This window comes from Pseudomonas sp. CFBP 13719 (assembly GCF_014842095.1).
Lineage (GTDB): Bacteria > Pseudomonadota > Gammaproteobacteria > Pseudomonadales > Pseudomonadaceae > Aquipseudomonas.
Genome location: NZ_JACYVB010000003.1, coordinates 455,756 through 473,067 on the forward strand (window position 1 = coordinate 455,756; position 17,312 = coordinate 473,067).

The 17,312-nt window shown below is 63.3% G+C and carries 14 protein-coding genes; 6 read left to right on the forward strand and 8 right to left on the reverse strand.

Annotation, left to right across the window (positions count from 1 at the left end; all coding sequences use genetic code 11):
• Positions 1 to 67: 67 nt before the first annotated feature.
• On the forward strand, positions 68 to 694 hold the full coding sequence (gene ycaC, locus IFT57_RS12420; RefSeq protein WP_122477968.1) for an isochorismate family cysteine hydrolase YcaC: 627 nt from the start codon (positions 68 to 70) through the stop codon (positions 692 to 694).
• 65 nt (positions 695 to 759) lie between these two features.
• Here ycaC and IFT57_RS12425 read toward each other — a convergent pair whose 3' ends face one another.
• From IFT57_RS12425 to IFT57_RS12460, 8 genes are all read right to left on the reverse strand, one after another.
• The gene (locus IFT57_RS12425) at positions 760 to 1,629 is read right to left on the reverse strand and encodes an EthD domain-containing protein (protein WP_192151579.1); all 870 of its coding nucleotides are present in this window, start codon (positions 1,627 to 1,629) and stop codon (positions 760 to 762) included.
• 97 nt (positions 1,630 to 1,726) lie between these two features.
• Complete coding sequence (locus IFT57_RS12430; RefSeq protein ID WP_192151580.1) at positions 1,727 to 2,419, reverse strand: RES family NAD+ phosphorylase; 693 nt, start codon at positions 2,417 to 2,419, stop codon at positions 1,727 to 1,729.
• Entirely contained in the window at positions 2,413 to 2,817 is a 405-nt protein-coding gene (locus tag IFT57_RS12435) for an antitoxin Xre-like helix-turn-helix domain-containing protein (RefSeq protein ID WP_192151581.1), read from the reverse strand. The genes IFT57_RS12430 and IFT57_RS12435 overlap by 7 nt, the downstream gene beginning before the upstream one ends.
• An 86-nt stretch (positions 2,818 to 2,903) precedes the next feature.
• On the reverse strand, positions 2,904 to 5,270 hold the full coding sequence (locus IFT57_RS12440) for an ATP-binding protein (protein WP_192151582.1): 2,367 nt from the start codon (positions 5,268 to 5,270) through the stop codon (positions 2,904 to 2,906).
• 131 nt (positions 5,271 to 5,401) lie between these two features.
• Complete coding sequence (locus tag IFT57_RS12445; RefSeq protein ID WP_192151583.1) at positions 5,402 to 6,415, reverse strand: hypothetical protein; 1,014 nt, start codon at positions 6,413 to 6,415, stop codon at positions 5,402 to 5,404.
• Between the two features lie 3 nt (positions 6,416 to 6,418).
• The gene (locus IFT57_RS12450) at positions 6,419 to 6,670 is read right to left on the reverse strand and encodes an acyl carrier protein (RefSeq protein ID WP_192151584.1); all 252 of its coding nucleotides are present in this window, start codon (positions 6,668 to 6,670) and stop codon (positions 6,419 to 6,421) included.
• Positions 6,663 to 8,585, reverse strand: coding sequence for an HAD-IIIC family phosphatase (locus IFT57_RS12455; protein ID WP_192151585.1), 1,923 nt, complete (start codon positions 8,583 to 8,585; stop codon positions 6,663 to 6,665). The genes IFT57_RS12450 and IFT57_RS12455 overlap by 8 nt, the downstream gene beginning before the upstream one ends.
• Positions 8,586 to 8,623: 38 nt before the next feature.
• The gene (locus IFT57_RS12460) at positions 8,624 to 10,171 is read right to left on the reverse strand and encodes an MBOAT family O-acyltransferase (protein WP_192151586.1); all 1,548 of its coding nucleotides are present in this window, start codon (positions 10,169 to 10,171) and stop codon (positions 8,624 to 8,626) included.
• An 804-nt stretch (positions 10,172 to 10,975) separates the two neighbouring features.
• Here IFT57_RS12460 and IFT57_RS12465 point away from each other — a divergent pair.
• The 5 genes from IFT57_RS12465 to IFT57_RS12485 all read left to right on the forward strand — a co-directional run bounded on the left by IFT57_RS12465 (position 10,976) and on the right by IFT57_RS12485 (position 17,246).
• A complete protein-coding gene (locus tag IFT57_RS12465) occupies positions 10,976 to 12,058 on the forward strand; it encodes a glycosyltransferase (protein ID WP_122797505.1) in 1,083 nt (360 codons plus the stop codon).
• Positions 12,059 to 12,234: 176 nt separating this feature from the next.
• Entirely contained in the window at positions 12,235 to 13,428 is a 1,194-nt protein-coding gene (locus IFT57_RS12470) for an NAD(P)-dependent oxidoreductase (protein WP_244650957.1), read from the forward strand.
• 268 nt (positions 13,429 to 13,696) lie between these two features.
• Positions 13,697 to 14,929 (forward strand): thiamine pyrophosphate-dependent enzyme, encoded by a 1,233-nt coding sequence (locus IFT57_RS12475; RefSeq protein WP_192151587.1) that lies wholly within the window; start codon positions 13,697 to 13,699, stop codon positions 14,927 to 14,929.
• 10 nt (positions 14,930 to 14,939) lie between these two features.
• Positions 14,940 to 15,989, forward strand: a complete 1,050-nt coding sequence (locus IFT57_RS12480) for an alpha-ketoacid dehydrogenase subunit beta (protein WP_192151857.1) — start codon at positions 14,940 to 14,942, stop codon at positions 15,987 to 15,989.
• Positions 15,990 to 17,246, forward strand: a complete 1,257-nt coding sequence (locus tag IFT57_RS12485) for a dihydrolipoamide acetyltransferase family protein (RefSeq protein ID WP_192151588.1) — start codon at positions 15,990 to 15,992, stop codon at positions 17,244 to 17,246.
• The last annotated feature ends 66 nt before the right edge of the window (positions 17,247 to 17,312 follow it).

A 17,312-nucleotide genomic window follows, 5' to 3' on the forward strand; every position in this document is an offset into this window, starting at 1 on the left:
TCCCCAAGGTCGAAGCTAGTCTAGCCTCAGTTCCAACACACCCCCAGCGAACCGAGAGGACCCGACCATGACCCACACGACCTACAACCGCCTGAACAAAGACGATGCCGTAGTTCTGCTCGTCGACCATCAAACCGGCTTGATTTCGTTGGTGCAGGACTTTACGCCGAACGAGTTCAAGAACAACGTTCTGGCCCTGGCCGACCTGGCCAAGTTCTTCGAGCTGCCGACCATCCTCACCACCAGCTTCGAACAGGGCCCGAACGGGCCGCTGGTGCCAGAGCTCAAGGAGATGTTCCCGGACGCGCCCTACATTGCGCGGCCCGGCCAGATCAACGCCTGGGACAACGAAGACTTCGTCGCTGCGATCAAGGCCACCGGCCGCCGGCAGATCATCATCGCAGGCGTGGTCACCGACGTTTGCGTCGCGTTCCCGACCCTGTCGGCACTGGCCGAAGGTTTCGAGGTGTTCGTGGTCACCGATGCTTCCGGTACCTTCAACCACACCGTGCAGCAGGCTTCCTGGGCACGTATGTCAGCGGCGGGCGCACAGTTGATGAACTGGTTCTCGGTAGCCTGCGAGCTGCATCGCGACTGGCGCAACGATATCGAAGGCCTGGGCAACCTGCTGTCCCAGCGCATTCCCAACTACCGCAACCTGATGAACAGCTACTCGGCGCTGGCCAACAAGTAAGGCAAAAAAAAGCTCCCCCCGGCGTGTGGCCGAGGGGGAGCTTTTGTATATCCGGGGTTGGGGTATCAGCTCGAATGCTGCACGAACAACGCGCTTACATCCGCAGTCAGCTGGTTGGTAGCGCCCAGGTAATCGATCAATTCCGCCGCACGGCTGCCCCGCAGGCCGGCCGTGGTGATCTTGCCGTCATGGACATACGTGTACACCCCCGACACGGCGAACGCCTTGAGCTGGGCAATGTGCCGAGCCTGCTCGGTCTGCGATTGCTGGAACTCGTCACTCTGGAAAAACTGGCGACGCGCCAGCGGGCTGAGGAACGCGATCTCCAGCACGGCCAGCTGTTCCCGCACCGGCGTCGCCTTGTGCGCCACATCCGGGGCAGGCGGATGCATGCCGTCGTTGTCGAACGGCGCACACAGGTGCAGGCGCACCTTGAGCACCGCATCACTGGCTGCGAGCAGCGGGCCCAGTTCGTCGCGCAGGTACTGATGCAGGCTCTCCAACGTACCGCGCGGACTCAGGTGCAAATGAATGCGGTCGGCCTGATCCAGGCCATTCATCACTTCATCGCCGGTGCGGTTGAGCAGATTGATCGAGCCCTCGGGCAGGTCATAGGCCAGGGTTTCCTCGAACATGTTCTGTTCATCGCTGAACAACAGCGAGCTGGCGTCCTGGAACTGCTTCTGGTCAGCCGCAGACAGGAAGCCGATTTCCACGCCGCCGTCGAGTTCGTAGTCGCTGATTTCCTGGATGCCTTCGGCCAGCGGCCAGAGGTGGGCATCCTGCTCGCGGGACAGATGGTGCTGGATGTACAGGCCCAACCCCGGTAGCCGCGCACACAGCGGACCGTGCACGTCGCGCCAGTAGTGGGCGAATATGTCGTGCGGCACCCGTGGTCGACGCTTGACGGTGGTATAGCTGTTGATCTGGATCATGCATCACCCGTGGGATTGAAAACAGTGTCTGTTCAGAGCCCGGTAGCTCAGCACGGGTTCAACTTGACTGGGCGCAAGACGGGCGAGCGGTAGACCGCTAGGGATTGGAGATCCGGTTGACGCTGGTAATCCCACCGTTCCAGATCATTTCGTAGTGCCCCGCCTGAATGATCGAGGCAACAGGCCTGGGCGTCATTAACGCCCAGCAATGGTTGCCCGGCGAGCGTACCGAATGGTAGAGCAGGCCCATCGCGCCCAGTTGCCGAACTTGCGCACCCAGCGCATTGGCGGCGCTGTAGTCGTCCGGTTCATAGATCGCATCTTGCAACGACAGTCCGGTGGCATCCCGGCAGGCGGCATCATTGAAGTCGCAGACCAGGCTGCGGAAGACGAAACGCTCGTAGTTCAAGCCGGCTACCTTCGCCCAGTAGCGGTTTTGATGGTGGTGCACCTCGACAATCGCCGTCTCCACCGTATCGGCCAGGTACAGCACCCCATAGCTGCCATCACTGAAGCGCGAGCCATCGGCATTCACATGGGTGAACGGCGCCGTGGCGTAGGAGCAACCCACGATACCGAACGGAATCTGATCCAGGGCAATCAACTGCAGCGCGCCGACCTCGTTCTGCAGCCTGGGGTTGGTCAGTGCCTGAAGCCGATAGAGCATGTCGAACTCGTCGGCATCGGCGACATCGTCGAACAGCGCGATGGGCGGAAACCGCGAGTTCACCAGGCGATAGGCCTGCACGGGTGCACCGGCCACGATAGGCAATCGAGCCGCCGTCACCATTGCGCGCCACGCAACGCGTCCACGCGGCGAAAGGTTTCGTAGAGCGAGATGAAATCGCCCTGGGCCATCACCTCAAGCGGTTTACGGCCGTTGAAGAAGGCGTTGGCGTTCTCCATGCTGGCAAAGCCATAGACGTTTTCCGGGTTGTCGAAAATCGTGCGCAGGGCCGCGTGGATATTGAGCACGAAGCTGATGCGATGCATCTGGTCCATGTCCAGGCTCACGGACCATTGCGCATCGCCCTGCCGGCCGCGGCTGTAGGTGCTGCGCGAGATACGCAGGATCTTGCAGGCCTGCTCGCTCGACGCGTGCCATTTGTCCAGAATGCGCAAGGCGGTGCGCAGACCGGCCACGCATTGGTCGCGGGTGAACTCGGCGGTTTGCAGCGAGGCAGTCATGGTCAAGCCCTTTTTTGATCTACAGAGCCAATGTTAGCACTTACAGGTCTGCAGAATCAATTCGCGAGCACCAGGTTCGGACAAGCTCAGGGCGATGGCAGCTTCTCGACGTCCTCCAGTGCCCGGTACACCTTATCCACCCAAGGCTGCCAGTCGTCGCGCGGCGGCGGCGTCATCTCCAGGCGCTGCCGCAGGTGCTCTGCGGCTTCGGCCAGCGGCAGTGCGCCGGCCATGCGCGCAGCCCCTTCCATGCGATGGGCCAGGCCCACGGCCACCTGCCGGCGCTGCTCGTGCAACGCCTGGGTCAGCTCGCGCAAATCGTCTCGACAGGTCGTTACCAGAAGCTGCTCGAGCGTTCGCCGGGTGGCTGCATCGAGTGCCGGCGCAAGCGGCGCCACCGATCGCTCGGCGACCCTCAGGAATTGGCTGCAGACCCGCGCAAGCTCCGCCAACTGCAAAGGCTTGAGCAGTACATCGTTCATGCCACTGGCATAGCAGCGTTGCACGTGTTCGGGATCGCTGGCGGCGGAAATCGCAACGATGGGGACGTGCCCATGGCTGCCCGGCATTTGCCGGATCTTTCGGGCCAATTCGTAGCCATCGAGGTCCGGCAGCTGGCAATCCAGCAATACCAGCCCCAGGCCGTCATGCACACTGATTGCGCGCAAAGCCTGGGTTGCGCTCCCGACCACCTCGCAGCGGTAGCCCAGCATATCCAGTTGCTGGACGATGACGCGCTGGTTGAGCACATGGTCTTCGACCACCAGCACCGTCTTGCGCAGCGCCACCGATGTTTCCGCCGAAGCGGGAGGCGAGGCTGCAGCCAGTGTCGGCGACAGCGCTTGCAGCGCCACCGGCAAACGGCAGCTGATTACGGTGCCGCTGCCCACTTCGCTGCGCAGGGCGATGCTGCCACCCATGAGCTGGATCAGCTCGCGGCAGATGGCCAGACCCAGCCCACTGCCACCGTAGCGCTCTGCAGTGCTGCCATTGGCCTGGGTGAATGCTTCGAACACATCGTTCTGGCGATCCGGCGCGATGCCGACACCACTGTCGCTGACGCGGATCTCGAGCCATCCGCTTGCGCCATCGGCCGTGGAGCGGCATTCGAGGGCCAGGCTGACCTGGCCGCGGTGAGTGAACTTGACCGCATTGGAGAGCAGGTTGGTGAGAATCTGCCGCACCCGCAGGCGGTCGATCCTGAGCAACCTGTGATCGAACCCCACCGCGCGGTAATCCAGGATCAAGCCTTTACGCTCGGCCTCGAGGCGGTACAGCTCGGCAACGCTGCGGCCCAGTGCGGCCACGTCGGTAGGCTGCAGGTGCAACTGCACCGCGCCGGCATCCAGGCGGGTGATCTCCAGAATGTCGTCGAGCAGCTCCAACAGATTCACGGCCGAATCGTTGGCCAGGCCAACCCACTGCTGTTCACGGACACCCAGATGGCTGCGCGACAACAGTTCGATGGCCGACAGCACTGCATTCATCGGCGTGCGAATCTCGTGGCCGAGCATGGCCAGGAAACGCGCCATGCGCCGCTCGCTGCGTTGCGCGCGCCGCTGCGCCACGCGGGCGCGGCGGGCCAAGGTGGCGAGCAGCAGCAACAGCCCGACCCCGGCGACGATTTCCAGCCAGTAATACTGCGCCAAGGTCTGCCAAGTGGGTGCGCCGAAATCGGTCTGCGCCAGCCAACGGTCATAGATATCATCGGTGGCCTTGGAGGTAAGGCTGCCCAGCGCCTTGTCGACGATGGCGCGCAACAGCGGCTCGCTGGGTGTCACGCCCATGGCCAGCACCACCGGCATGTCGGCCACCACGCCAGCCAGGTGCAGGCGACCGGCGTACTTGCGGCGCAATACCGGTTGCAGCACGACGTCCAGACCGATTGCCACGTCGGCGCGTTGTTCGGCCACTGCGGCCAAGGCCTGTTCGGCATCACCGAGCAACAGCAGGCGAACGTCGGGATGGTGCTGGCGAAGGTAGTGTTCATAGCCACCACCGCCTTTCACCGCGACAGTCTGCCCCGCCAGCCGGCTGGCAGTGAAGAGCATGGGCTTGCCGGCGCGGGTGATCGCCACCGTCGCGCCAAAGAAATACGGCTGGCTCAACAACAGCTGGCTGCGTGGCTGGGCGCTGAGCAAACGCTCGGACACTGCCGAGGCCAGCATCAGCCGGCCGCTGGCCAGGGATTGCTGCGTCGTCTGCCAGTCGGGGCTGGGCACGCGGACCAGGCGCAGGCCGGTGGTGCGCTGGATATGATCGATGTAGTCGCGGGTCAGCCCCTGGTGCTGGCCATTTTCCACGTACTCGATGGGCCAGTAGGGGTCCACCGCATACTCCACCACCGGGTGGTCACGAATCCAGGCGCGCTCGCCCTCGGTCAACGCCAGCGTCCGAGCGTCGAGCGAAGCGCTGCAGCACAGCGCGATCAGGGGAACGACCCAAGCCTTCATGGTGCAGCTGTCCGTGAGGTGCTTACGGGCAGACTAACAGGGCCTGGAGGTGACAGGTTTTTAACGTTTCAGCGGTATTTGAACGATTATTTTCAGCGTCCGCCCCTCCTTCCAACAACCGACGGCGACTGCTACTGGCGTTGCACCACCGCCACCTCCGCGACCGGTGCCAGGTGCGCTGCAAGGTCGACGGACAGCGTCTGCGCCGCGCTCCAGCGCAGGTGGATAGCATCGACGAAGGCCGCTTCGCTGACCCGGTATTCGGTATCGGCGTTCCACAAGCGTGCGCCACTGCGCTCCAGGGTCTGGCGCAGTGCGCTGTCGAACGCGGCCAGCAGGCGACCGTCGCCATCGTGTTCGGCCTTCCACTGCGGATGCAATGGGGTTGCTACCACGGTCAGCGGGCGCCCCTCGCGCTGGAGGCGCTGCGCCAGGCTGTCGAGCGCTGCAAAGCAAGTCGGGTCGAGCGCGTCGGGCTGGCCGTACAGCAGCGCGCGCGAGTTGCGGGTGTCCAGCGGCCCGTCGCCGTAACGGTTGAACACCAACGGGTCGAACTCGACCTGCCCGGCCCGCTGCGCCTTGACCGTACGCGCGTTGCGCAGCAGCGAGCCGGGGGTGAAATAGCGCATGTAGGGCAGCCAGGCGGAGCCGTGTCCATACACGTAGGCATCGGCATCGCGGCGGTCGAACACAGCCGCGGCGACCGTGCTGCAACCAGCGAAATCCAACGGGTCGACGATCATCAGCACTTGCTCGACGGTGGTTTCGCGGTCCAGCAGCCAGTTGGCGACGTACACCGCCTGATTGGCGCGCAGTCCGCAGAACGCACCGTTGAGCGGCCTTACCCCAGGTGCCTTGTCGGCAACGGTCTGGCCGTCGAAATGCCGCCATGCGACCGACGAGCCTACCACCAGCAGGTTTGGCGTCTGCGCGGGATGCTCACGCATGAATGAAAGCTTTTCGTCCGCACACAGGCTGTTGGAAAACGCCGGCGGCGGTAGGTTGCCAGTGGCGCGCAGCCCCAGAATCAAGCCGGCAAACAGCGCCAGACTGCCGAACAGCCCGACACCCACCCAGATCAGGTAGGCAGGGCCCATCGCGGCGCCCGCAGGCGGCGATGCGTGTGGCTGTGCGGTCGGTTGCATCGGTCAACTCCCGGAAAGTTTGCTTTCGATCAATTGGGTGAATTGGCCGACGTTGCGCAACGACTCCAGCTCCGCCGTGCGGAACTTGATGCCGAAGCGCTGCTCGGCGGCAACGATCAGCGTCACGTGCATCTGGCTGTCCCAACCCTCGACCTGATCGGCCGTGGTGTCGCTGCTCAGCAGCAGACTTTCGTCATCGAACAGGTCACGGAACAGGTCGGTCAGTTCGTGCAACACGGTGGTGGTTTCAGTCATGGCGGATCTCGATATGATGGTTGAAGGTGGAAGACGCGGTCAGTGGGTAACGCCACAGCGTGGCAGGCGAACCGACATCGGGATTCGGTGCGTGGACGAAACCCAGTTGCGGATAATGGTCGGCGACCATTGCGTTGCGCTCGCTGGGGCGGTATTCGCCGATCAATGCGCTGTAGCCGGCGGTGGCGGCGTGTTGGGCAAGTACCTGCAGGGCCGCCTGTTCGGCCTGGCGCCCCAGCACGCGGCAGCTCATCAGCCAGGTGTCGATGAACAGCTCGTCGTCGGCGCAGCTCGTGTCGGGGCGCGCCAGAACCACGCTGATCAGACCGTTGTCGCCGAATTTGTCGGTCAGGCGCAGGCTCAAGGCGACCGCGCCCGGGGTGTCGGCCATCTGCTGCACCTGCACCTCGCTGTAGCGCCGCGTGCTGAGGTTGAACTGGTTGGTCTTGTTGATCAGTTGCGTCGCCCGAGCAAGCTCCGCAGCACCTATGGGCCGGGCCTGCATGACCATTTCCAGGCCCTTGAGGTAACCGGCCATGTCGGTGGCCTGGCCCATCGCCGCGTGGCGCTCGTCGTTGGCCCGGTAGGTCTGGGCACGGGCGCTGTCATCGGCGGTGAAGGCAATGGCCTCGAAGTAACCCGCCGCGGCCACTCGCGCCGGGTAGTCGGCAACGTCATCGGGCAGCTCCGGCACTGCCACCTGGGGCAGTTCGCGGCGCACGATGTCGCGTTCGGCAGGGTTGTCGTCGACGAACACCAGGCTGTCCAGGCCGATGTTCAACTGCTCGGCGATGCGCCGCAGGTTGCTCGCCTTGTCGTCCCAGTTGGCCACGAAGGCGGCGATGTCGCTGCGCTTCAGAGCCATTTCCGGATGGTCGAATGCGGCTTCGGCCACGCGCATGTCGTTTTTGCTGCACACCGCCAGGATCACACCGCGGCGCGCCAGCTGTGCCGCGTAGTGCTGAAAGGCAAGGAAGGCTTCACCGGTAGCACTGCCCTGCCCCAGGTACAGGCCGTCGACGCCGTCGTCACCCACCACGCCGCCCCACAGGGTGTTGTCCAGGTCCAGCACCAGGCACTTGCGCGAGCGACCGACCACCGCCGCAGCGATGCGCGCCAGTTGGTCGCCGTACAGCGGAGCCCAGATCGGACTCACCAGTTGCTTGGCCTGATGCCAGCGAACCGGGTTGGCCAGGCCGTCGCCGTACTGGCCACCGGCCGCGCTCCAGGCCAGGTCCAAGAGCAGCACGCCGTCTTCGCGGGCGGCACGGCGAATCTCGTTATTGAGCCGTTCGAGCAAGGCGCGCGGCGAACCGGGTACCAATGCGTCGAAGTGACCGAACAACGCCGGGGCGGCGGGCACCAGGGTTTGCTGGATGACCTGCGCAGCGTAGCGCGCACGGGCCTGGCGCCACAGCAGGCGCAGTTCTTCCACCCGCGCCTGCACAGCGTTTTCGGCCTCTTCGGCACTGGCACGCAGGGCGCAGCTGGGTGGCGAATCCATGCCGTCCAGGGCGAGCAGAATGACCTGCGGGGCAAATGCCTTCAAGGCGGGGTCATCCGCGAGCAGGGCCTGGCGATACTGGCCGTAGGGGGCCAGGTACACCGACACGCCCACCTCACGCTGCAGCGCGGCGACGCGGATAGCCGGCAGCAGATGGTCGACGGTATGCGACGCCAGCACGGCCATGCGCAACGCAGTGAAGCCCGGTACCGCCTGTTCACCTTCGCCGGCAAGCACCTCGATACCCCGCTGCGCCAGGCGATCCAGACGCAGCGTCTGGGTGAAATCGCGGCGGTAGGCGGCCAGCCTCGCCGTTTCGCGCAGACGTTCCAGAGGATCGCTCAGCGACTTGGCGTGAGAGATCGCCGCACCCAGGTCGGGGTGTTGGGCAAGCCAGGCTAGCTGTTCCATGGTCGACACCTTTTGGTTGATCAGAACGGGTTGATTGATCAGAACTGGAAGTAGAGGAATTCGCTGGGAGCAACCGAGAACGCCGTGGCCAGCGCGAAGAAGCCCAGCACGCCGATGCCCATGCCCACGGCGGCGCTGGGTTGCCAGGCACTGGCCGGCACCCGACGCTGCAGCCAGTGAAGCTCGGGCCTGGCGTTGAGGGCGGTGCGGAAATGGCCCATCCACTGCTGGATGTTCGGCAGCGTCCAGACGAACGCCAGCAGCGCCGCGATCATGATCAAGCTGCGCAGGTGGTTGGCCGCCAACTGCGTCGGCAGCTCGCTCAAGCCCAGCATGCCGGCGAGTATGGCCAGGGCACTGGCCAGGGTCGGCGCGCGGAAGAACACCATGGCCACCACGACGCAGGTGAAGGTCAGCAGCACCGCCGGTATCCGGTGCAGCCAGCGGTCACTGTCCACCGCCCAGCCCCGGCGAGCCTTCCAGGCGCGCCAGCCGTGCGCCACCACCAGGTAGAAGCCGTGCACTAGGCCAAAGGCTACGAACTGCCAGCCTGCGCCGTGCCACACGCCGGAAATGAACATGGTCAGCACGGTCGGATAGGCCACCACCATGCAGAACGTACCCAGGCTCATCTTGCCGCGCTTGGGCATCGGCAATCCTGCCGCCATGCGTCGACGGGCCATGCGCAGCACGATCGGGTTGTAGATGTAGCTGGTGAGAAAGCGGGTCAGGGTCATGTGCCAGCGCGACCAGTAGTCGATGACGTTGCGTGCCTTGAACGGGCTGTTGAAGTTGGCGGGCAGGCTGATGCCGAACAGCAGGCCCAGGCCGATGGCCATGTCGGTGTAGCCGGAAAAGTCGAAGTAGATCTGCAGGGTGTAACTCAGTGCGCCGATCCAGGCCTCGTGCAGGGCCGGGACGGTTCCATCTGCGGCCAGGGCGAATACCGGAGCGGCCTTTTCACCCATGGGGTCGGCCATGATGACTTTCTTGAACAGCCCCATCAGAAAGATACTGGCGCCAATGGACAGGTTGACCAACTGCGGGCGGAAGTTGTCGCCATGGCGAAACTGCTCGAGCATTTCCCGGTGATGCGTGATGGGGCCGGCAATCAGATGCGGGAAAAAAGTGATGAACAGGCAGTAATTGACGAAGTCATGTTCAACCACTTCGCCGTCATGGGTATCGACCAGATAGGCAATCTGCTGAAAGGTAAAGAACGAGATGGCCAGCGGCAGGGTGATGTTCTGCAGTGTCCAGCCCAGACCGAACGCTTCGTTGATGTTGCCAAACAGAAAACCGGTGTATTTGAAATACAGCAGCAACCCCAGGTTGACGGAGACACCGATGATCAACAGTGTCTTGGAACGCGTACGCAGCAGTTGCCCGGCCAGCACGTAGTTGAAGGCAATGCTGCCCAGCAGCAAAGGCACGTTGGCGGGGTTCCACCAGCCGTAGAACACCAGGGACGCCAAGGTCAGCCATATGGCTGCGAGGCGTTTGCGCCCCGTTCCGGCAAGCAGAAAGAAACACAGCAAGACCACCGGCAGAAATCCGGCGATGAATACCATCGAGTTGAACAACATCGGTAATACCCCACGCGTGGCGCGACATTGAAAAGTCTTTTCGAAACAAGCGGTCGTCCAGATGCGCACACGGCCAGACGCCCCACATTCATGTCTGGCCAATGGCAGAGTGATGAAAAGGGACGGTAAGAAAACGATACTATTAACAGGGCGTGAAGAAAGTTCACTGCCCCTGACGAACGGAATGAAGAATGTCGCAAACTTATGCGCCACGCAAGTCTTACCCCAAGAAGATAGTTCTTCTTGCAAGCCGCCCTGTTAAAGCCGTTGAAATACAGCCAATTAGTTTTTTGACGCGCCTGATTTGGCGCACGGATTCTTGACATATGGCGGCGACAGAACATTGACTACCATATAAATCAATGACTTACGTAAAACAACGGGCAAATGTAAAATTTTTGTCAAAAATCATGATTCGTTGCATTGACTTACATGCCAGCACCCCCTTAAATTCGCTTCAACGCCCATGAAACCTCGTTCCAGAGACTTTCCGAAGGCAAGAAGAGCGTCTAGCCGGTTCTGGTGAAAGCGCCGTTCTTACAAATGAAAAACCAAGCCCACTGCGATGCATGGACCGGCGGTAGCTTTAACTTCTGATTGACGGATTCTGATTGACGGATCCGAATTGAAAAAGTTGAACTCGAAATGGAATGGGGCACAAGAATGTCGAGCACAAGTACAGAACATGCAGAGTTTTCGCCTCGTTTGAAATTCGTTCCAATGCGCTCCGCTGCAGCATGCGGAAAACAGCATTAACCAATAGGCGGTGCAAACCCCCTCCTCTTTTCAAGCGAAGGCAGCCACATGGTCGATACTCGGCAACAACACTCGACAATCCTGATTGACGGCTACTCCTACCTCGAAGTGTTCTCGGGTGCGCAAAAGAGCCCCAAAGAGGGGACGACCATCGTCACCGTCACCTATGGCGATCGCCTGGGTTACCTCGAACAATTGGTCGGCGATGCCTTGAGCTTTGCCGAAATCGACGAAGTGCTGATCGTCAGCAACGCCGCGACCGCGCCGGTGGACGAGCTCGCCGAACGCTGGCCGGGACGCGTGCGGGTCATACAGCTGGCGGAAAACAGCGGTTCGGCCAACGGTTACGCAGTGGGCATAGAAGCCGCGCTGGCCAATGGCGCCGAATACATCTGGATGATGGACGACGACAACACGCCGACGCCGGCCGCTGTGGAGTTGCTGCATGCAGAACTCAAGCGCCTGGAAGGCGTGCACGGCAGCAGTCAGGTTGCGGTGCTGGGTTTTCGTCCAGGCCAACAGGAGGACATCGCCCAGGGCGTGCCCCTGCGTTTCGCCACGCAAAGGCCTTCGAGCTACTTCGGTTTCCACGTTGCGCAGATACCCTACAAACTGTGGCGTCGTCGGCCCTGGGGCAAGCGTCGCAGCAAGCCGGCGGCCATGCTCAGCCTGCCCTTCGCGCCCTATGGCGGCATGCTCGGCCATCGCAGCCTGTACGAAAGCATCGGCGTGCCGCGCCGCGAACTGGTCCTGTACGTGGACGATACCGAATACACCCGGCGTATCACGGCCAACGGCGGGCACCTCTATCTGCTCACCGAGGCGGTCATCGACGAGCTCGAGGACTCCTGGAACAACAAGGCCAACACTCGCAACATCTATGAATCGTTCCTGCTGGGCAACTCGGACTTCCGCGCCTACTACTCGGCGCGCAACCAGGCCTGGTTCGACAAACACGTGTGGCTGGCATCGCCGCTGATGTACCGCCTGAACCGCAAGATTTTCAATTCGCTGCTGACTTACTTCGCTCGTCGCCGCAACGCCCAGGATCGCCTGGCGCTGCTGCAGCGGGCCATTCATGACGGCGAGAACTCGAAGCTGGGCATGAGTTCGACGTTCCCGCTGCGCTGATGATGTTCCACCCCGATTTTGCTTTGCCCTGATGGACCTGCACAACCCAGGCGCCGTCCCTGACCAAGGATCGCGGACGGCCTGCTGTGCCTAGCTGTTTCCTGCTGTTCAACTTTTCGAGAGTGCGCCCCATGGACAAAACGACTGTTACCAGAATTGGTGTTAGCGGTACCGGCATGATTGCACGCGCGCTGGTTCTGCTTCTGGCCAAACATTACAAGGACGTACAGGTGACGCGGGTCCTGACCCGTCGCCCGGTGCGTGAGCTGGCGAATTTTCCGTTGGACGGCGTACTCACCAACTCGCTCGACGACTTGATCGACCACAGTGATCTGATCATCGAATGCAGCGGCGATGTGTGCCACGGCACCGTGGTGATCGAGCGCGCTTTCAGTGCCGGTCTGCGGGTCATCACCGTCAACGCCGAGCTGCAGGTGACCACCGGTTCGTACCTGGCAGGCAAGGGTTTCATCACCGAAGCCGAAGGCGATCAACCAGGCTCGCTGGCGGCACTGCGTGAAGAGGCCATCATGATGGGCTTCGAACCGCTGGTGTACGGCAACATGAAGGGTTACCTGAACCACAACCCGAGCCACGAGGACATGGCCTACTGGTCGTCCCGCCAGGGCATCAGCATCGAGCAGACCACCTCGTTCACCGATGGCACCAAGGTGCAGATCGAACAGGCGCTGGTGGCCAACGGTTTCGGCGCGACCATTACCCGTCAGGGCATGGAAGGCCTGCCTTCGACCAACCTCGACGAAAGCTCGGCCATACTGGGCGCCCTCGCCGACGGTCTGGGCCAGTCGATCGTCGACTACGTGATCCCCAGCGGCTACGCGGCCGGCGGCGTGTTCCTGGTCGGTCGGCATGACCGCGTGCAAAGCCAGGCGCTGCAGTACCTGAAACTGGGTGCGGGCCCCTACTATGCCCTGCTGCGTCCTTTCCACCTGTGTTCGCTGGAAGTCGGCAAGACGCTGCGTCGCGTACTCAACGGCGGCGGCATTCTGCTGAACAACTCGACCAACCCTACCGTTGGCGTCGCCGCCATCGCCAAGCATGCCATGCCGGCAGGCGAGCTGATCAGCCGTGGCATCGGCGGTTTCCAGCTGCGCGGCGAGAGCGTGATCATCGACCGTCACGAAGACCACGTACCGATCGGCCTGATGAGCCACGCTGTCATGAAACGCGCCGTCGAACCGGGCCAGATGATCACCTTCGACGACGTCGATCTGCAGCCTAGCCGCGCGCTGGACATCGTGCTGCAACAACGCCGGGGCACACGCATCCTGGTTGAGGACCTGTCCCTGGTGACTGGCCGCTCGGCCGCACAGCCGCTGTTCACGGGCGCCGAAGCCGTCCTGGGCTGACACGCTCAACGCTGCAACCACAAGAACCCGCCTCGGCGGGTTTTTGCGTTTCCGGGTCGTGCGAATCCGTCGATACGAAGCTGCATGAACGACCGTGATTTCGCCGTCCTGGCGCATGATTCATGCACCGAGGCCAGCACCACGCCTGGTTTTCAGCAAAATTTCGCCCGCTCCGGGCCGTAGCATAAGTTCCGAGCCGCCGATGAAGGCCGACTAGACTCAACCCTGACGCTGCACCCACAACAACAAGATCAAGGGTAGTGACGACGTGAACGACTATCTTCCCCTCAGGCTTCATGTGCCTGAACCCAGCGGCCGTCCCGGCTGCAAGACCGACTTCTCCTACCTGCAGCTGAGCGCCGCAGGCACCGTACGCAAGCCCGCCGTCGACGTCGACCCGCAGGCGACCGCCGACCTGGCCGCAAGCCTGGTCCGGGTGCTCGACGAACACGGCCAGGCGCAGGGACCGTGGGCCGAGGACATTCCCGAACAGGTGCTGCACGACGGCTTGCGCGCCATGCTGACCACGCGCATCTACGACACGCGGATGGTGGTTGCCCAGCGCCAGAAGAAAATGTCCTTCTATATACAGAGCCTGGGCGAAGAAGCGATTGGCAGCGCCCATGCGCTGGCGCTGCGCGCCGATGACATGTGCTTTCCCACCTACCGCCAGCAGAGCATCCTGATGGCGCGCAAGCTGCCGCTGGTGGACATGATCTGCCAGCTGTTCTCCAACGAGAAAGACCCGCTCAAGGGCCGCCAGTTGCCGGTCATGTACTCGTACAAGGACGAAGGCTTCTTCAGCATCTCCGGCAACCTGGCCACCCAGTTCGTTCAGGCGGTGGGTTGGGCCATGGCCTCGGCCATCCAGGGCGACACGCGGATTGCATCGGCGTGGATCGGCGACGGCTCCACTGCCGAGGCCGACTTCCACACGGCCTTGACGTTCGCCCACGTCTACCGCGCGCCGGTCATTCTCAACGTGGTCAACAACCAGTGGGCGATCTCCTCGTTCCAAGGGATTGCCGGCGGTGAGGCCACGACCTTCGCCGGACGTGGCGTGGGCTGCGGGATTGCCTCGCTGCGCGTGGACGGCAACGATTTCCTCGCGGTGTTCGCCGCCTCGCGCTGGGCCGCCGAGCGCGCCCGACGCAACCACGGTCCGACCTTGATCGAATGGGTCACCTACCGCTCCGGCCCCCACTCGACCTCCGACGACCCCTCCAAATACCGCCCTGCCGACGATTGGCAGCACTTTCCGCTGGGCGATCCGATCGCCCGCCTCAAGCAGCACCTGATCGTCACTGGCGTCTGGAGCGAAGAACGCCACGCCGCGCTGGAAAGCGAGATCGAGGCGCAGGTCATTGCCGCACTGAAGGCGGCCGAACAATTCGGCACGCTGGTCAGTGGCCGGGTCGCCAGCGCGGCGACCATTTTCGAAGACGTGTACAAGGACATGCCCGAGCATCTGCGCCGGCAACGTCAGCAGATGGGAGCCTGACATCATGAACATGCCTACAGAAACACGGGTCGAGAAAACAAACAGCACTGCCATCATGAGCATGGTCCAGGCCATCCGGTCGGCCATGGACGTCATGCTCGACCGCGACCCCAACGTGGTCGCGTTCGGCCAGGACATCGGCTACTTCGGTGGCGTATTCCGCTGCACCGAAGGGTTGCAAGCCAAGTACGGGCGCTCGCGGGTGTTCGACACGCCGATTTCCGAGAGCGGCATCGTCGGCATCGCGGTCGGCATGGGCGCCTATGGCCTGCGTCCGGTGGCCGAGATCCAGTTCGCCGACTACGTCTACCCGGCCTACGATCAACTGGCGTCGGAGGCTGCGCGCCTGCGTTTTCGCTCGGCCGGCCAGTTCAGTGCGCCGATGACCGTGCGCATGCCCTGCGGCGGCGGTATCTACGGCGGCCAGACGCACAGCCAGAGTCCGGAAGCGATCTTCACCCAGGTCTGCGGCCTGCGCACGGTCATGCCGTCCAACCCCTACGATGCCAAGGGACTGCTGATTGCCGCGATCGAGAACGACGATCCGGTGATCTTCCTGGAGCCCAAGCGACTCTACAACGGCCCCTTCGACGGTCACCACGACCGGCCCGTGACGCCGTGGTCCAAGCACGCCGCCAGCGCGGTGCCCGAAGGCTATTACACCGTGCCGCTGGACAGCGCCGCCATCGTCCGACCGGGCAGCGACGTCACGGTGCTGACCTACGGCACCACCGTCTACGTGGCGGTCACCGCTGCCGAGGAAACCGGGATCGACGCCGAGGTGATCGACCTGCGCAGCCTGTGGCCGCTGGACCTGGACACCATCGTTGCTTCGGTGCAGAAAACCGGACGCTGCGTGGTGGTCCACGAAGCCACGCGCACCTGCGGCTTCGGCGCCGAGCTGGTGGCGCTGGTGCAGGAGCATTGCTTCCACCATCTGGAGGCGCCCATCGAGCGCGTCACCGGGTGGGACACGCCGTACCCGCACGCCCAGGAATGGGCCTATTTCCCAGGCCCCGCGCGTGTCGGCGCTGCCTTGCAACGTGTGATGGAGGTCTGAATGGGCACGCATGTAATCCGTATGCCGGACATCGGCGAAGGCATTGCTCAGGTCGAGTTGGTGGAATGGTTCGTCAAGGTCGGCGATATCGTCAGTGAAGACCAGGTGTTGGCCGACGTGATGACCGACAAGGCGACCGTGGAAATTCCCAGCTCGGTGGCCGGCACCGTGGTCGCCCTGGGCGGCGTGCCGGGCGAAGTCATGGCGGTAGGCGCGGAGCTGATCCGCATCGAAGTCCAGGGCACCGGCAATCATCACGAGGCCCAGACCCCGGTAGCCGTGGACGAAAGCGACGACGTCGTGGTAGCTCCTGCGACGGTTTCGCCCAGCGCGCCCCTGACAGCCGCGCCCGTGGCCACGGCCGCGCCCGACAGACCCGCCGCCGAAGCGAGCGCGCGCCCCTTGGCCTCGCCGGCCGTGCGCCAACGTGCGCGCGACGAAGGCGTCGACCTGGCAGGGTTGCGTGGCACTGGCCCCGCCGGGCGCATTCGCCACGCAGACCTGGACGCGTTCCTGAGCGGCAGCCGCACCGCGCAACAGGCCGCAACCGGCACGCCGAGAATCGACGAAGAACGCATCCCGGTCATCGGGCTGCGTCGCAAGATCGCTCAGCGCATGCAGGAAGCCACGCGGCAGGTGGCGCATTTCAGCTATGTCGAGGAGATCGACGTCACCGCGCTGCTGTCGCTGCGCGCCGACCTCAACGCGCAGTTCGGTGAAAGCCGCGGCAAGCTGACCCTGCTGCCGTTGTTGATTCGGGCGCTGGTCGTGGCGTTGCGCGAGTTCCCGCAGATCAACGCACACTACGACGACCAACAGCAGGTCATCACTCGCCACGGCGCCGTGCACATGGGCATTGCCACCCAGAGCGAGAATGGCTTGATGGTGCCGGTGCTGCGCCATGCCGAGGCTGCCGACCTGTGGTTCACGGCGGGGGAAATCAACCGCCTGGCCCATGCTGCGCGCAGTGGCAAGGCCGCGCGCAACGAGCTGTCCGGCTCGACCATCACCCTGACCAGCCTGGGTGCCCTGGGCGGCATCGCGTCGACACCGGTGATCAACCGGCCCGAGGTGGCCATCGTCGGCGTCAACCGCGTGGTGGAACGGCCCATGGTCGTCAATGGGCAGATCGCGATCCGACAGATGATGAACCTCTCCAGCTCCTTCGATCACCGCGTGGTCGACGGCATGGACGCGGCACGCTTCATCCAGGCGGTCAAGCGCCTGCTGGAACAGCCGGCGATGCTTTTCGTCTAGCGCCATTGTCGTGAACTATGCCGGGTAGCGGCGGGTCGACATCCCCATCGACTCACCGCTATCAGG